Here is a 16,033-nt window from a genome sequence, read left to right on the forward strand (position 1 = left end):
GGGCGAAGGAAGGGGGCCGGGCGAGTATGCCAGCGGGTGATGACGGCTGGGATCGGTGTTTTGACCCTCAATCCAGGGTCTGCCGGTAACGCGCCAGCGCCACGGTCCCGGCGACGACGAGGAAGCCCAGCAGCGGCCACAACTCCGGCAGCACCTGGCCCACGGTGTTGCCCTTCAGCAGGATGCCGCGCACGATGCGCAGGAAGTGCGTCAGCGGCAGCAGCTCGCCCAGGTGCTGGGCCCAGACCGGCATGCCACGGAACGGGAACATGAAGCCCGAAAGCAGCATCGACGGGAGGAAGAAAAAGAAGGTCGCCTGCAGCGCCTGCATCTGGTTTTTCGCCAGCGTGGAGAAGGTGAAGCCCACGGCGAGGTTGGCCAGCATGAACACGCCGATCATCGCCATCAGCAGCGTGAAGCTGCCTTCCATCGGCACCTCGAAGAGGAACGCGCCCGCGGCGAGGATCACGCCGAGCTGGATGTAGCCCACCAGGATGTACGGCAGGATCTTGCCGGCCATCACCTCGAACGGGCGCACGGGCGTGGCCAGCAGGTTTTCCATCGTGCCGCGCTCGCGTTCACGCGTCATCGCCAGCGCGGTCAGCATGACCATCGTCATGGTCAGGATGGTGCCGATCAGGCCGGGCACGATGTTGTAGCGCGACAGGCCTTCGGGGTTGTAGCGGCGGTGGATGCGCATCTCGAACGGTGCCCGCGCCGGCTGCAAGTGCGCCAGCGGGCCTGTGAGCTCGCGCCGCAGCGCGGTGGCCCCGAGCTGAGACAGCGCGGCCAGCGCGTTGCCGGCAGCTGAGGGGTCGGTCGCGTCCACGCTGACCAGCAGCGCCGGCTGCTCGCCACGCACCAGGCGGCGGCTGAAGTCCGGCGGGATCACGATCAGGAACTGCACCTCGCCGTCGGCCACCAGCGCGTCGCCCGCGGCCTCGCTGGCGGGTTGATGCGTCACCTTGAAATAGCCGGTGTTCTGCAGCGCGGCCAGCAGGCTGCGCGACATCGGCCCGCTGTCCTGGCTCACCACCGCGGTGGGCAGGCCTTTCGGGTCGGTGTTGATCGCGTAGCCGAACAGCACCAGCTGCAGGATGGGCACGCCGACCGCCATCGCGAAGGTCGGCCGGTCGCGCATCATCTGCTGGAATTCCTTGAGGAAGATGGCCCACATGCGGGCCAAGCTGAAACGCTTGCCTGCGTTCATTTGCCTGCCTTGGCCGGTACCGCGCCGAAGTTGTCGCTGCTCTGCGAGATCAGGCTGATGAACACGTCTTCGAGCGATGCCTCGGCGGGCGCCCAGCGCAGGCCGGGCTGGTGCTCGAACGGCGCGATGGCTTGCCGCAGCGCCGCTTCGTCCTGGCTTGCGACGTGCAGCGCGCTGCCGAACGAGGCCACGCTCTGCACGCCTGCCGCAGCCTTCAGGGGCTCGACCAGCGGCGTCAGCGCGGCCGGGTCGTCGCGGTCCGACTGCACTGCCCACACCGTGAGCTTCGCGCCTTCGATGATCTCGCGCTCGCTGCCACGCGCCAGCAGCTTGCCGTAGGCGATGTAGACCAGTTCGTGGCAGCGCTGGGCCTCGTCCATGTAGTGGGTCGAAACCAGCACCGTGATGCCTTCGGCGGCCAGGCGGTGGATCTCGTCCCAGAAGTCGCGCCGTGCCTTCGGGTCCACGCCGGCGGTGGGTTCGTCCAGCAGCAAGAGGCGCGGCTCATGCAGCAGGCAGGCGGCCAGCGCCAGACGCTGCTTCCAGCCGCCCGATAGCGTGCCGGCCAGTTGCTGCTGGCGGCTGGCCAGGCCCAGGCGCACCAGCCCTTCGTCCACCCGGCGCTTGCGGTCTGGCAGTTCAAACAGCCGGCCGATGAAGTCCAGGTTCTCGCGGATCGACAGGTCCTCGTACAGCCCGAAGCGCTGCGTCATGTAGCCGACCTGGCGCTTGATTGCCAGCGCCTCGCGCCGGATGTCCAGCCCCAGGCACTGGCCTTCGCCAGCGTCCGGCGTCAGCAGCCCGCACAGCATGCGGATGGTCGTCGTCTTGCCGCTGCCATTCGGGCCCAGGAAGCCGCAGATGCGGCCGGGACGGATCTGCAGGTCGATCTGGTCGACGACGGTGTGTTGGCCGTAGCGCTTGGTCAGCCCGCGCACGTCGATGGCGAGGCCTGTTTCAGTTGAGCTCATGGCGCGCTGCTCAACTTCACATCCAGCGGCTGCCCCGGCTGCAGCCGCAGCGCATCGGCCGCTGCCGGCACCGCTTCGACCAGGAACACCAGCCTGGCGCGCTGCGCGTTCGAGTAGATGACGGGCGGCGTGAATTCGGCCTGCGGTGACAGGTAGCTGATGCTTGCGGCAATCGGCGCGCCGCAGCCGTCGCAGCCCAGGCTCACCGCCTGGCCCACGCGCAACCCGCCCAGCTCGGCCTCGGGCACGTAGAAGCGCGCCTTGCGGCGCGCCGGTGGCAGCAGCGACAGCACGGGTTGGCCGGCCGGCACGTACTCGCCTTCGCGGAAGAAGGTGTCGGCGACCAGACCGGCCGCCGGGGCGCTCTGCTGGGCCTGCTGCGCGCGCCAGGCGGCCTGCGCCAGCGCCTGCTTCGCCGCCTCGGTGTTGGCCTGCGCGGCTTTCAGCTCCTCGGGCCGGGCCGCGGGCAACTCGCCGCTGCGCAGTGCGGCCTGCAGCTCTGCCACATGATCGTGCGCCTGGCGGGCGGCGGTCACCGCGTCGTCCAGCCGTGAGCGCGAGATGAAGTTCTGTGCCACCAGCTGCTGCTGGCGCTGCAGCTCGGTGTCGGCCCGCTGCGCGGCGGCCTCGGCCTGCGCGAGCTGCGCGCGGGTCACCTCCAGCTGCGGCGTGCGCTGCCCGCTGCGGCCGTTGTCGGCCTCGGCCTGCGCGGCAGCCACGCGGGCCTGGGCCTCTTCGTTGGCGGCCCGCGCGCTCACGTCGTCCAGCGTGAACAGCGCCGCACCAGCCGCCACTGTCTGCCCGCGCTGCACCGCGAGCTTCGTCAGCGTGCCTGCCACCGGCGCGGCGACCAGCACGTAGTCACCTTCCACGTAGCCGGACCAGCCGGCTGGCGGCGCCTGGTGGCAGGCCGCCAGCGACAGCAGCAGGGCTGCTGCGCCACCGTTGAACCTCGGATCCAGTTGCTTCATGTGACGATCATTCCTCCGCTGCGCGCAGCCGCTGCAGCGCATTCATTATTTGCCGGGGGTTCAGCAATGCCAAGTCAGGATGGGTGGCTGTTAAACTGCACGCATTGGCGCCGATTTGTTCCGGATTGCGGGCGCCGGGAAGCCGAGAGGCCGTCCCGAAGAAATGCCGCTAAAGAGGGACGCCCCGACCCAACAGTCACCCGGTGTCCGCTTCTTGTGCGGTGCCGGGTGTTCTTGTTTTGGGGTTTGCAACATGGCTTCGCTGGGCGTCGTCACACCGCAGCAGATGTTTTTCGAGCAGCCGCTGCCGCTGCAAAGCGGCGCGCAGTTGGCCGGCTACACGCTGGTCTACGAGACCTACGGCACGCTGAATGCCGCGCGCAGCAACGCGGTGCTGGTCTGCCATGCACTGAATGCCTCGCACCACGTGGCCGGCCTGCATGCCGGCGAGCCCAAGAGCGAGGGCTGGTGGGACAACATGATCGGGCCCGGCAAGCCGCTGGACACCGACAAGTTCTTTGTCATCGGCATCAACAACCCCGGCTCCTGCTTCGGCTCGACCGGGCCGATGCACACCGACCCGAACCCGGCGAAAAGCGGCCAGCCCTATGGCGCCGACTTTCCCGTCGTCACGGTGGAAGACTGGGTGGACGCGCAGGCGCGTTTGATCGCGAACCTGGGCATCACGCAGCTGGCGGCGGTGCTCGGTGGCAGCCTGGGCGGCATGCAGGCGCTTGCCTGGACGCTGCGCTACCCGGAGCGGCTGCGCCATTGCGTGGCGGTGGCCACGGCGCCGAATCTTTCAGCCCAGAACATCGCTTTCAACGAGGTGGCGCGGCGCGCCATCGTGACCGATCCGGACTTCCACGGCGGGCACTTCTACGCCCACGGCGTGGTGCCCAAGCGCGGCCTGCGCGTGGCCCGCATGATCGGCCACATCACCTACCTGAGCGACGACTCGATGGAGGCCAAGTTCGGCCGCGAGCTGCGCAATGGCGCGCCCAGCTACAGCACGCAGGACATCGAGTTCCAGATCGAGAGCTACCTGCGCCACCAGGGCGACAAGTTCAGCGACTACTTCGATGCCAACACCTACCTGCTGATCACCCGCGCGCTGGACTATTTCGACCCGGCGCGCGCGCATGCCGGCGACCTGACGCGGGCTTTTGCAGTGGCGCGTGAAAAGAAGTTCCTCTTGGTCAGCTTCACGACCGACTGGCGCTTTTCGCCGGCCCGCTCGCGCGAACTCGTCAAGGCGCTGGTCGACAACCGCGTGGACCTGAGCTACGCCGAGATCGCCGCGCCGCATGGCCACGACGCCTTCCTGCTCGAAGACCCTCGCTACCACGGCGTGATGCGGGCGTATTTCGAGCGTGTCCTGTGAGCCCCCACGCTCCCTGCCGGTCGCTGCCCCCCGCGGGGGCGCTTGCAGCGGACCGGCAAAGCCGGATCCGCGCCAGAACCTTGGACAACACCGCCCTGAGCCGAACCTATGAGTGAACGCAAGGACCTCGAAGTCATCGCCAGCCTGGTGCCGGAAGGCGCGCGCGTGCTCGACCTGGGCTGCGGCACCGGCGAGCTGCTGGCCTATCTGCAACGGCACCGTGGCTGTACCGGCTATGGCATCGAGCTGGACGACGCCAACGTGCTAGCCTGCGCGCAGCGCGGCGTCAACGTGATCCAGCTGAACCTGGAAGAAGGCCTGGACCTGTTCGACGACCGCAGCTTCGACGTGGTGCTGCAGCTCGAAACCCTGCAGCACCTGCGCAATGCCGAGCGCATGCTGCGTGAAACCGCCCGCGTGGGCCGCATCGGCATCGTCAGCTTCCCGAACTTCGCGCACTGGCCCAACCGGCTCAGCGTGATGCGCGGCCGCATGCCGGTGACCCGCGCGCTGCCTTACGAGTGGTACGACACGCCGAACATCCGGGTGGGCACGCTGGCCGACTTCGAAGTGCTGGCGCGAAAGAACGGGCTGAACATCGAGGACAGCTTCGGCCTGCAGGGCGGGCGCGTGGTGCGGCGCTGGCCCAACCTGCGCGCCAGCGTGGCCGTGTTCAAGTTTTCGAAGTAACGCCCGCGCCGGACCGGGTTGGGGTGCTCAGAACCCGACCTTCACGCCCAGGCTGTATTGGTCGATGTCCTGGTGGTCGGAGAAGGCGTCGAAGCGGTAGCGGTTCCATTCGCCGCGCAGCGCCACCTGCTTGCTCAGGTCGTATTGCACGCCGGCGCCCAGCTTCAGGCCGTTGCCGTGGTCGTCGCCCGCGGTGGTCTTCAGGTTCGCGCCGGCATAGCCCAGGCGGCCCAGCAGCGAGAAGCCTTCGCCGACCGGCAGTGTGCCGACGGCATCCAGGTAGCCGCCCTGGGCCTTGGCGGAGGTGCTGAGGCCTTCCACGTCGCCCTTCAGCCGGCCGAGGTTCATGTAGCCGGCTTCGAGTGACCAGTTCGGTGTGAACGAATAGCCGCCGTAGAGGTTCACGCCCACGCCCTGGTTGTCGCCATCGCTGCCGTTGACCGGCCCGTGCCACTGTGGCGCGGCCAGGCTGCCGCCGAGGTAAAGCCCTTCGGCGCGCGAACTGGCGGCAAAGCCCAGCGCCGCAAGGCCCAGCAGCGCGACGCCGATCTGGGCGGCGCGTCGGCCATGGCGCGGCGTCACCAGCCGCAGCACCTGCGGCTGTCCTGAACGGGGGGCCGCCGCCACACCTGCGGTACCGGCAGCCGCAGCGCGGGCTGCGGCGTTGGAACGGGAGAAGAAGCGAGTCATGTGTGATGCCTTTCTGTATTGCACAGCCACGGGGCTGCGAAGCGCAGTGCGAGGGCGGCGGGCTCGGTGCAGGGCCCGCCACGGCACCGCTGTCAGGTAGACCCGCGGGCAAACCCGGATGTTCCGTTGCCAGGCGTAAAGAAGCCTGAAGTGGCACGTTGGCGGGTGCGGGTGAACGCCAAGGGCCGATGGCAAGTTGACTCGTAGACTGCCCCGATGAGCGCAAACCCAGAATTCCTGGCGCCGATCTGGCGCAGCCCCGACGGCCTGAACCTGCAGCGTTACCGCTGGTTGCCTTCAGGGCAGGCGCGCGGGCAGCTGCTGATCGTGCACGGCCTGGGCGAACACGCCGGCCGCTACCAGGCGGTGGCGCAGGCCTTGGCTGGCGAAGGTTGGCTGGTGCAGTCTTATGACCAGCGCGGCCATGGGCGTTCGCAAGGCGCGCTCGGCCGCATCGCGGCAGACGACAGTTTGCTGAGCGACCTCGGTGGCATCTGGGACGCGGTTTCGGCCGAAGCCCCGGCCGGCGCGCCGCGGGTGTTGCTCGGTCACAGCCTGGGTGGCCTGGTCGCCGCGCGTTTTGTCGCCGAGGCGCTGCAGCCGCGGCCGGCCGCGTGGACGCGCACGGTGGACGCGCTGGTGCTGTCGTCGCCCGCGCTGGATGGCGGCATGAGCGCGTTCCAGAAAAAGCTGGTCTCGCTGGTCTGCGCCATCTCGCCGTCGCTGGCGGTCAACAACGGCCTGGACGCCGACTGGATCTGCCGCGACCCGGCCGTCGTCAAGGCCTACCGCGACGACCCGCTGGTGCACGACCGCATCAGCGGCCGGCTCGCGCGTTTCGTGCGCGACCAAGGCCCGGCCGTCGAAGCGCTGGCTTCCCGCTGGTGCGTGCCCACGCTGCTGATGTGGGCTGGCGCGGACCGCTGCGTCGCCCCGGCCGGCAGCGCGCGCTTTGCGCAACAGGCGCCGGCCCTGGTCCGCACCCGCGAATGGCCAGGCCTGGCGCACGAGATCTTCAACGAGCCCGAACGCGCGCAAGTCGTCGCCGCGTTGCTGGCCTGGCTGCAGGCGGTGGACCAGCGCGCGGCGGTCACGGCACCGGTGGCTGCCGCCGCCTGAGCCACTGCTGCGGCGCGGGCAGGCTCGGCAGGCGCAAAATGAGAGGCTTGCGCCCATGGGGCGCATGCCACAGGGCCCATCCGGCCCGTTCCCGTCCTGCACCGCGCCGGTCTTCGGCGCGCCGGAGGCTTCACACCATGAATGCACCTGAAAAACTGCCCGGCCTCGATTCGGCACAACTGAATCGGTTCGTCACCGAGGCCTGGAACGAGCGCATCGTTCCGAACCTGGTCGACTACATCGCGGTGCCGGCCAAAAGCCCGATGTTCGACCCCGACTGGGCCGCGCATGGCCTGATCGACCGCGTGGTGCGCGACGCCGCGGCCTGGGTCGAAAGCCGCAAGGTGCCGGGCCTGAAGCTGGAGGTCATCCGCGGCGAAGGCCGCACGCCGGTGATCTTCTTCGAGGTCGAATCGACCAAGCCCGGCAGCACGCAAACGGTGCTGATGTACGGCCACCTGGACAAGCAGCCCGAGTTCAACGGCTGGCGCTCGGACCTGGGCCCATGGACGCCCAAGCTCGAGGACGGCAAGCTCTATGGCCGCGGTGGCGCGGACGATGGCTACGCGGTCTACGCCGCGGTCAGCGCGATCGAGGCGCTGAAGGCGCAGCACACGCCGCATCCGCGCATCGTCGGGCTGATCGAGAGCTGCGAGGAATCCGGCTCATTCGACCTGCCGCTGTACCTGGCGCAGCTGAAGGACAGGCTGGGCGACGTGAGCCTGGTGGTCTGCCTGGATTCGGGCGCCGGCAACTACGACCAGCTGTGGCTGACGACCAGCCTGCGTGGCAACATCACCGGCGCGCTGAAGGTCGAGATCCTGACCGAAGGCATCCATTCGGGCGACGCCAGCGGGCTGGTGCCGTCCAGCTTTCGCATCATGCGGCAGGTGCTGGACCGGCTGGAAGACTCCGCCACCGGCCGGCTGCTGCCCCCCGTCTTCCACTGCGAAGTGCCGGCCTCGCGCGTGGCGCAGGCGCAGGCCACGGCCGACATCCTCGGCGACGAGGTCTGGAAGCGCTACCCATGGGCCTGCGGCGCCGACGGCGGCGCCACGCTGCCGACCACCACCGACCCGGTGCAGGCGTTGCTGAACCGCACCTGGCGGCCGACGCTGTCGGTCACTGGCGTGGAGGGCATGCCGTCGCTGGCCAATGCCGGCAACGTGCTGCGGCCGTACACCGCGTTCAAGCTTTCGCTGCGGCTGCCGCCGCTGGTGCAGGGCCACGAGGCGGCGGTGCAGCTGAAGGCGCTGCTGGAAGACAACGCACCGTACAACGCCAAGGTGACCTTCGTGCCGGACGGCCGCGTCGGCCAATGGGGCGCGACCGGCTGGGATGCACCCGAGCTGTCGCCGTGGCTGGAAGCGGCGATGGACAAGTCCTCGCGCACGCATTTCGGCGCACCGCTGGGCTACATCGGCCAGGGCGGCACCATCCCGCTGATGAGCCTGCTGCAGCAGGGCTTCCCGAAGGCGCAGATGATGGTTTGCGGCGTGCTGGGCCCGAAGAGCAATGCGCACGGTCCGAACGAGTTCCTGCACATTGGCTACGGCACGCGGCTGACGGCGGCGGTGGCCGAGGTCATCGCGGCCCATCCCTGAACATTCGGCTCAGGCAACGAAAAAGCGGGCTTGAGAGGCCCGCTTCGGTTCTGGTGAGTCTGGCAGGCCCGGCCCGTTTGGGCTGGCCTGCCGTGGCCGCGCGCTCACTGGGCGCTGGTCTTGGCTTCGGTGCTCGGGGTCTTGGTCGTCGCCGGGGCGTTGGCAGCAAACGCGGTCTGCGCCTGGACGTGCACGCGACGCGGGGTCTGCATGACTTCCTGGTCGGCGAAGTTCATTTCGCCGTTGGCGCGGGCCTGGGCCAGTTCGGCCAGCACTTCGGCGCGGGTACGGGGCTGGTCGGCCTTGTCGGCGGCCTGGGCCAGGTTCAGGGTGGCGACAGATGCCAGCAGCAGGCCGGCAACCAGGGAAGCGGAGGAGAAGCGGGTCATCTGAGTTCCTTTTCGTTTCGGCCCAGGGTTAGTGCCGATAGGGTTGAACTGTAGAGATTTGGATCGAAGGAATAAATAAGGTTTGCGGACACGCAGTGTTCTCGTTTCGCAAACAATCGAAACGCGCTGCCAGCCCCACCGCCCTCGTGTTTTCTGGAGGTTTTGCATGCCCACCTTGCGCGCCATGCGGGTGTTCGCCCGTGTTGTCGACGAAGGCAGCCTGGCCGCCGCGGCCCGCGCGCTGGACCTGGCGCCGGCCGTCGTCACGCGGTTGATCTCGGAGCTCGAAACCCACCTCGACGCCCGGTTGCTGAACCGCACCACGCGCCGGCTGTCGCTGACCGAAACCGGCGAGGGCTACCTGGAGCGGGTGCGGCAGATCCTGGCCGACATCGACGAGGCCGAGGCGATGACCTCGGCCTCGGTGCACGAGCCGCGTGGCCATGTGCGCTTGCTGACGGCGCCGGCTTTCGCGGTGCACCAGATCGCCAAGCTGCTGCCGCGTTTCCACGCGCTGTACCCGCACGTGACGCTGGAGATCACCGCGCCGGGCGCGGTGGAGGCGGTGGACGAGAGCTTCGACCTGACGCTGGTGCACACCCGCAAGCCGCTGGACGGCCAGTTCGTGGCCCGCCGGCTGGCGCGCACCGAGGTCATCTGCTGCGCCTCGCCCGAGTACCTGGACAAGCGTGGCCGGCCGCAGCACCCGGCCGAGTTCAAGCAGCACGACATGCTGATCCCGCCGTCCTCGGAGCTGATACGCGGCGTGACGTTCTACCGCGGCTGCGCCAAGGAGGGCGATACCGGGCCGGACGTGTTCCAGACCGTGCCACCCCGCGGCGTGCTGAGCACGCTGCACGTGGACGCCAACTACGCGGCGGCGCTGGCCGGGCTGGGCATTGCCGGCCTGCCGTCCTTCGTGGCCGAAGACGCGTTGATGGAGCATGCGCTGGAGCGTGTGATCCCCGAATGGCGGCTCTACAGCCAGACGCTGTGGCTGTGCATGCCCACCCGCCACCACCTGCCCGCCCGGACCCGCGCGCTGCGGGACTTCCTGGTCGAAGCCTTCGGCGGCGAGGACCGTGATCCGTGGCTGGCCGCAGCCGGCTGCGAGACGCGCAGGCCGGGCGGTCCCGGGTGTCCCTTGGTTGCGGCGGCGGCGGCAGCCTCTGCGCAGGTGGCACCCAGCCCGGCGGAGTGATCCGCTCAGGCGCGGGTCAGAACGTGTAGCCGGTGCTCAGCTTCGCTTGCTGCATCGGCTCGATCAGCGCGAGCAGCGGTTTCAGTGGCTGATAGCGCAGCGCGACCTTGTTCGCATAGGCGAAAAAGCGCGGCAGGTCTTCGCTGTAGCGTGGCTTGCCGTCGCGGTGCTTCAGGCGGCAGAAGATGCCGAGGATCTTCAGGTGGCGCTGCAGGCCCATCCATTCGAGCTGGCGCCAGAACTCGCCGAAGTCCTCGTCCACCGGCAGCCCGGCCTTGCGTGCGGCCTGCCAGTAGCGCACCGCCCAGTCCAGCTCCTGCTCCTCGTCCCAGGACAGGAAAGCGTCACGCAGCAGCGAGGCCACGTCGTAGCTGATGGGGCCGCGCACGGCGTCCTGGAAGTCCAGGATGGCAGGGTTCGGGTCGGCCACCATCAGGTTGCGCGGCATCCAGTCGCGGTGCACCGCCACGGTCGGCTGCGCCAGTGCGCTGGCCACCAGCCGGTCGCACACCAGCTGCCAGCGGGCCTGCTGCTCGGCCGCCCAGGTGATGCCGAACTCGCGCTGCACGCACCACTCGGGGAACAGCGCCAGCTCGCGGCGCAGCAGCGCGTCGTCGTACGGCGGCAGCGGTGCCGCGTCGACATGGCCCTGCCAATGCACCAGCGCGCGGATCGCGTCGCGCATCAGCTTGTCGGCCTGGGCGCAGTCCTCGGCCTGCAGGGCATCGAGGTACAGCGTGCGGCCCAGGTCGCTGAGCAGCAGGAAACCTTGGGCGGCGTCGCAGGCCAGCACCTGCGGGCCGTGCAGGCCGGCCTGCTGGATCAGCCCGGCGACCTGCACAAACGGCGCCACGTCTTCCAGCGGCGGCGGTGCGTCCATCACGATCAGCGTGACGGAGCGGCCCACCTGCTGCGCCTGCACGCGGAAGTAGCGCCGGAAACTGGCGTCGGCCGAGGCGGCTTCCAGGCTGGCCACCTGCAGGCCGTGCGAGGCGACCAGCGGCTGCAGCCATTGCTCGAAGGCTTGGCGCCGGGCCGGGTCGCTCCAGGCGATGCGCGCAGGGCATTGCACGGCGGCTGTGGCGAAAGAAGCAGGGGCGGGGGAATCAGGTGTCATCGGGGGCGCCTTCGCCTGGAAGGGCTTCGGAGCAGGCCGCTTGGGGCGGCCGGGCAGGGCTCATGGATAATCTTCATTCTAATGACGCCCCGGGCGGCTGCTGCCGGCCCGCCTTGTGTTGAGCCGCTTGCCATGACCGGCGGGGCTTGCACACCACCGCGAGTTGCTGCGCTTGTTTCTCCCGCTGCCCGACCACCGCCGCTCCCGCCGCCCCCGCCCCGTGCCTTTCGCCTGGCTGCCGCTGGCCGCCGGGCTGGCGCTGGCCTACGGCGTGGCAGCACCGGCCCTGGCCCAGTCGACCGCTGCTGCGCTGCCTGCGCCGGCGCTGACCACGCCCGCCCAGTCCCGGCCCGGCAGGGTCAGCCCGCGGCCACCGGTCGATGGCAACACCGACAGCCCGGTGCAACTGACCGCACGCGAAGTCCACAGCCAGATCAACCAGGAAACCCAGGCGCTGGGTGACGTGGAGCTGCGCCGCGGCGGCCTGCTGCTGACCTCTGACACCTTGCGCTACCTGCAGTCCCAGCGATTGGTGATGGCCAATGGCCAGGTGCGGCTGAGCAGCGGCGGCGACATGTTCAACGGCGAGCAGGCCCAGCTGCTGCTGGACAGCCACACCGGCTACGTGACAGAGCCAACGTATTACTTCGCCCGCACCGCCGCTGGCGGCAATGCGCGCCGGATCGATTTCACCGGGCCGCAGCAGCTCACTGCCTACAACGCCAACTACAGCAGCTGCACCCGCGAGGCCGATGGCGAGCCGGGCTGGGAGCTGCGCATGGACAAGCTGGACCTGGACTTCGACGCCAACGAAGGCAAGGCCACCGGCGCGGTGCTGCGTTTCCTCGGCGTGCCCATCCTGGCCTTGCCGTCGATGAGCTTCCCGACCAGCGATGCCGCCAAGTCCGGTTGGTTGCCACCGACGATCGACTTCTTCGACAGCCGCGGCGGCTTCGGTTTTTCGGTGCCGTATTACTGGCGCTTCGCACCGAATTACGACCTGATGCTCACCCCGGTGCTCTCGTCGCGCCGTGGCACGGCACTGCGCAGCGAATTCCGCTACCTGCAGCCCAATGACAGCGGGCGGCTGGAACTGCACTGGGTGCCGGAAGACCGCACCACCGACACGCGCCGCTACTCGGTGCAGGCCGAGCACGAAGGCGCGCTGGACAACGGCGTGCGCTACGAACTGGCCTACGAAGATGCTTCGGACGACCGCTACTGGAAGGACTTCTCGCGCCTGCTGCCCAGCCTGGCGCCGCGGTTGCTGCCTCAGCAGGCGGGCGTCTGGCGTTCGTGGGCGGTGGACCAGGGCAACCTGTCGGTCTATGCCCGGGTGCAGGACTGGCGGGTGCTGCAGGACGTGGACACGCCCATCGAGGTGCCTTACCAGCGCGCGCCGCAGATTGGCGCGAGGCTCAGCAATGTGGGCTGGCAGTCGCTGCGCTTCGACCTGGAGACCGAGGCCAACCGCTTCACGCTGAACGACCGCGCGGCCGGCGACACCCGGCCGCAGGGCAGCCGCGTGCATGCGCTGGGCGCCGTGGCCCGACCCTACGACTTCGGCTGGGGCTGGCTGACGCCGCGCCTGGCTGTCAACGCCGCAGCCTACGACACCGACGAGCCGATGAGCGACGGCCGCACCCGCGCCCACCGTGTGATCCCCACCGCCAGCGTCGACGGCGGGCTGCGCTTCGAGCGCGATTCGACCTGGTTCGGCACCCGCTTCGTGCAGACGCTGGAGCCGCGGCTGCACTACCTGAACACACCCACGCATGGCCAGGATGCGCTGCCGCTGTTCGACACGGCAGCCAGCGACTTCAACTCGCTGTCCATCTATGCCGACAACGAGTTCACCGGCATTGACCGCGTCAGCGATGCGCACCAGATCACGCTGGGCGCAAGCACCCGCTGGATCGAGCCGGACACCGGCGTGGAGCGCTTCAGCCTGGGCGCCGCGCAACGCTTCCAGTTCCGCGACCAGCAGCTGACGGCCGACGGCCAGGCCAGCGACAACCATGTCTCGGACCTGCTGGTGTTTGCCGCCGGCCGGCTCGGTCACGACTGGCGCACCGACACCACGCTGCAGTACAACCCTGACACCGGCCGCACGGTGCGCTCCATCATCTCGATGCGCTACAACCCGGCCCCGTTCCACACGCTGGCCGGCACCTACCGCTACTCGCGCGGCCTGAGCGAACAGTTCGAGCTGGGCTACCAATGGCCGCTGTTCAGCGGCAAGGGCACGCAAAGTGCCGATGGCAGCTGCCAGGGCACGCTGTATGGTGTGGGTCGCGTCAACTACAGCCTTAAGGACCACCGCACCACCGATTCCATCGTCGGCCTCGAATACGACGCTGGCTGCTGGATCGCGCGGGTGGTGGCCGAGCGGGTTTCCACCGGCCAGTCCGAAGCCACCAAGCGGCTGATGATCCAGCTGGAGCTGGTCGGCCTGTCCCGCCTGGGCAGCAACCCGCTGCAGGTCCTGAAGGACAATATCCCCGGTTACCGGCTGCTGCGTGATGACAACGCAGCGCCACCGTCCACGGTGAATCCATGATGTCTTCCTCGCGTTCCCTTTTCCGCCTGCTGCCGCTGATGGTGGCGCTGGCCTTTCCGCACCTGGGGGCGCTGGCCCAGCGCGTGGGCACCAAGCCCGCGCCGGTGATCCCGGCCCCCCGCACCGCGGACTACATCGTGGCCGTGGTCAACAACGAACTGGTGACCCAGGTCGAGGTCCAGCAGCGCATCGCCAGAGCCAAGGAAGAGGCCGCGCGCTCTGGCGCCAAGCTGCCTGATGACGCTGCGCTGCGCAAGGAGATCGTCGAGCAGTTGATCGACGAGCGGGTCATGATCACCAATGCCCGCGACAGCGGCGCCAAGGTCGACGATGCAGAGTTGGACCGCGCGGTCGACAACATCGCCAGTGCCAACAAGATGACCGTGCCCCAGCTGCGCGAGCGGCTCAAGGCCGACGGCATGGACTACACGCGCTTCCGGGCCAACCTGCGCGACCAGATCCTGGCCGAGCGAAGCCGCGAGCGCGAGGTGAATTCGCGCGTGAAGATCACCGACGCCGAGGTCGACGCCTACCTGGCCGAGCAGCGCGCCGCCAAGGCCACGCGCAACGAGATCAACCTTGCGCAAATCCTGCTGACCCTGCCGGAAAACCCCAGCGAGGCCCAGGTTGCCGAAGTGCAGGCCCGCATGAAGGCAGTGCAGGGCCGGATCCAGAGCGGCGAGCCATTCGAGCTGGTCGCCAAGGCGGTTTCGGAAGACAACAACAAGGAGCGCGGTGGCGAGATCGGCTCGCGCCCAACCGACCGGCTGCCGGACCTGTTTGTTGCCGCGGTGAAGGACCTGCCGGTCGGTGCGGTCACGCCGCAGCCGCTGCGCAGCCCGGCCGGTTTTCACTTGCTGAAGGTGCTCTCGCGCGCCAGCGCGGACGTCAACACCGTCACCCAGACCCGTGCTCGCCACATCCTGCTGCGGCCGTCCGAACAACTGTCCCAGGACGCGGCGCAGCGCCGCCTGGCCGACTTCCGCGCCCAGATCCTCAGCGGCAAGCGCAGCTTCGAGGACCTGGCCAAGGCCTACTCCGAAGACGGCAGCGCCTCGCGCGGTGGCGACCTGGGCTGGGCCGCGGCCGGCACCTTCGTGCCCGAGTTCGAGATCACGATGAACGCGCTGCAGCCAGGTGGCATTTCGACGCCCATCGTCTCGCGCTACGGCGTGCACCTGATCCAGGTGATGGAGCGCCGAGAGATCCCCATCGACCCGATCAAGGCACGTGAGCAGGCCCGTGCCGCGCTGCGCGAAAAGAAGTTCGACGCGGCCTACGCCGAGTGGATCGACGAGCTGCGTGCCAAGGCCTTCATCGAGATGCGCGAGCCGCCACTGTGAGCAAGCCTCACTTGGCGCGCAAGCGCTTTGGCCAGCATTTCCTGACCGATGTCGCGCTGATCGACGACATCGTCCGCGCGATCGATCCGAAGCCGGGTCAGCCGCTGGTCGAGATCGGCCCTGGCCTGGGCGCCTTGACGCTGCCGCTGCGCGAGCGCTGCCCGGCCTTCACCGTCATCGAGCTGGATCGCGACCTGGCTGCCCGCCTGCGCAAGCAGGAAGGCCTCAGCGTCATCGAATCAGACGTGCTGAAGGTCGACTTCGGCGCGCTGGCCGGTGAGCTGGGCGCCAAGCTGCGTGTCGTCGGCAACCTGCCATACAACATCTCCACGCCCATCCTGTTCCACCTGCTGGACCATGTGCAGCATGTGGAAGACCAGCATTTCATGCTGCAGAAGGAAGTTGTCGACCGCATGGCTGCCGGTCCTGGCAGCAAGACCTATGGCCGGCTGTCGGTGATGCTGCAGTGGCGCTACGACATCGAGTCCCTGCTCGACGTCCCACCCGAAAGCTTCGACCCGCCACCGCAGGTCGATTCCGCCGTGGTCCGCATGACCCCGCTGCCGCAACCCGCCACCCTGGACCTGCCCCGCTTCGGCGCCATGGTGCAGGCCGCGTTTTCCCAGCGCCGCAAACTGCTGCGCCATGCACTCGGCCGCTGGCTCGAAGAGCAGGGTTTCGAAGGCACGTTCGACATGCAACGCCGCGCCGAAGAAGTCCCTGTGGCCGAGTTCGTTGCGCTGGCGCAGTCGCTGCCGCCACGCTGATCGGCGCGCGCTCGGTC

The 16,033-nt window shown here is 68.8% G+C and carries 14 protein-coding genes; 8 read left to right on the top strand and 6 right to left on the bottom strand.

Annotation, left to right across the window (positions count from 1 at the left end; all coding sequences use genetic code 11):
* Positions 1 to 67 precede the first annotated feature (67 nt).
* Genes ACAH41_RS10390 through ACAH41_RS10400 form a run of 3 tightly spaced genes read right to left on the bottom strand, consistent with a single transcriptional unit; the run spans position 68 to position 3,152 of the window.
* Positions 68 to 1,210: an ABC transporter permease gene (locus tag ACAH41_RS10390; protein ID WP_325656161.1), complete on the bottom strand. Its 1,143-nt coding sequence runs from the start codon at positions 1,208 to 1,210 to the stop codon at positions 68 to 70.
* Positions 1,207 to 2,181, bottom strand: coding sequence for an ABC transporter ATP-binding protein (locus tag ACAH41_RS10395; RefSeq protein ID WP_325656163.1), 975 nt, complete (start codon positions 2,179 to 2,181; stop codon positions 1,207 to 1,209). Before ACAH41_RS10395 ends, ACAH41_RS10390 begins: the two co-directional genes overlap by 4 nt.
* On the bottom strand, positions 2,178 to 3,152 hold the full coding sequence (locus ACAH41_RS10400; protein WP_325656165.1) for an HlyD family efflux transporter periplasmic adaptor subunit: 975 nt from the start codon (positions 3,150 to 3,152) through the stop codon (positions 2,178 to 2,180). The genes ACAH41_RS10395 and ACAH41_RS10400 overlap by 4 nt, the downstream gene beginning before the upstream one ends.
* Positions 3,153 to 3,405: 253 nt before the next feature.
* On the opposite strand from ACAH41_RS10400, the gene ACAH41_RS10405 reads away from it, so the two are divergent.
* Positions 3,406 to 4,536: a homoserine O-acetyltransferase gene (locus tag ACAH41_RS10405; protein WP_325656167.1), complete on the top strand. Its 1,131-nt coding sequence runs from the start codon at positions 3,406 to 3,408 to the stop codon at positions 4,534 to 4,536.
* A 108-nt stretch (positions 4,537 to 4,644) separates the two neighbouring features.
* Positions 4,645 to 5,226 carry a methionine biosynthesis protein MetW gene (gene metW / locus ACAH41_RS10410; protein WP_325656168.1) on the top strand — a complete coding sequence of 194 codons (582 nt, stop codon included), beginning with the start codon at positions 4,645 to 4,647 and terminating at the stop codon, positions 5,224 to 5,226.
* 27 nt (positions 5,227 to 5,253) lie between these two features.
* Here the strand turns inward: metW and ACAH41_RS10415 are convergent, their stop codons facing one another.
* Positions 5,254 to 5,916, bottom strand: coding sequence for a porin family protein (locus tag ACAH41_RS10415; RefSeq protein ID WP_325656171.1), 663 nt, complete (start codon positions 5,914 to 5,916; stop codon positions 5,254 to 5,256).
* Positions 5,917 to 6,132: 216 nt separating this feature from the next.
* Between ACAH41_RS10415 and ACAH41_RS10420 the strand changes: the two genes are divergently transcribed.
* Positions 6,133 to 7,035, top strand: a complete 903-nt coding sequence (locus ACAH41_RS10420) for a lysophospholipase (RefSeq protein ID WP_325656173.1) — start codon at positions 6,133 to 6,135, stop codon at positions 7,033 to 7,035.
* 137 nt (positions 7,036 to 7,172) lie between these two features.
* Positions 7,173 to 8,639, top strand: coding sequence for a M20 family metallopeptidase (locus tag ACAH41_RS10425; RefSeq protein WP_325656175.1), 1,467 nt, complete (start codon positions 7,173 to 7,175; stop codon positions 8,637 to 8,639).
* A gap of 104 nt (positions 8,640 to 8,743) precedes the next feature.
* On the opposite strand, the gene ACAH41_RS10430 is transcribed toward ACAH41_RS10425, so the two are convergent.
* Positions 8,744 to 9,028 (bottom strand): DUF4148 domain-containing protein, encoded by a 285-nt coding sequence (locus tag ACAH41_RS10430; protein WP_325656177.1) that lies wholly within the window; start codon positions 9,026 to 9,028, stop codon positions 8,744 to 8,746.
* A gap of 166 nt (positions 9,029 to 9,194) precedes the next feature.
* On the opposite strand from ACAH41_RS10430, the gene ACAH41_RS10435 reads away from it, so the two are divergent.
* A complete protein-coding gene (locus ACAH41_RS10435; protein ID WP_325656179.1) occupies positions 9,195 to 10,229 on the top strand; it encodes a LysR substrate-binding domain-containing protein in 1,035 nt (344 codons plus the stop codon).
* 16 nt (positions 10,230 to 10,245) lie between these two features.
* On the opposite strand, the gene ACAH41_RS10440 is transcribed toward ACAH41_RS10435, so the two are convergent.
* Positions 10,246 to 11,346 (bottom strand): phosphotransferase, encoded by a 1,101-nt coding sequence (locus tag ACAH41_RS10440; RefSeq protein ID WP_325656181.1) that lies wholly within the window; start codon positions 11,344 to 11,346, stop codon positions 10,246 to 10,248.
* 220 nt (positions 11,347 to 11,566) lie between these two features.
* On the opposite strand from ACAH41_RS10440, the gene ACAH41_RS10445 reads away from it, so the two are divergent.
* The 3 genes from ACAH41_RS10445 to rsmA are packed head-to-tail and all read left to right on the top strand — an operon-like array spanning position 11,567 to position 16,016.
* Positions 11,567 to 13,906, top strand: coding sequence for an LPS assembly protein LptD (locus ACAH41_RS10445; RefSeq protein WP_325656183.1), 2,340 nt, complete (start codon positions 11,567 to 11,569; stop codon positions 13,904 to 13,906).
* Entirely contained in the window at positions 13,903 to 15,249 is a 1,347-nt protein-coding gene (locus tag ACAH41_RS10450; protein ID WP_325656185.1) for a peptidylprolyl isomerase, read from the top strand. The genes ACAH41_RS10445 and ACAH41_RS10450 overlap by 4 nt, the downstream gene beginning before the upstream one ends.
* A complete protein-coding gene (gene rsmA / locus ACAH41_RS10455; RefSeq protein ID WP_325656187.1) occupies positions 15,246 to 16,016 on the top strand; it encodes a 16S rRNA (adenine(1518)-N(6)/adenine(1519)-N(6))-dimethyltransferase RsmA in 771 nt (256 codons plus the stop codon). Before ACAH41_RS10450 ends, rsmA begins: the two co-directional genes overlap by 4 nt.
* The last annotated feature ends 17 nt before the right edge of the window (positions 16,017 to 16,033 follow it).

It is taken from the genome of Ideonella sp. (assembly GCF_041287625.1).
Taxonomy (GTDB): Bacteria; Pseudomonadota; Gammaproteobacteria; order Burkholderiales; family Burkholderiaceae_C; genus Ideonella.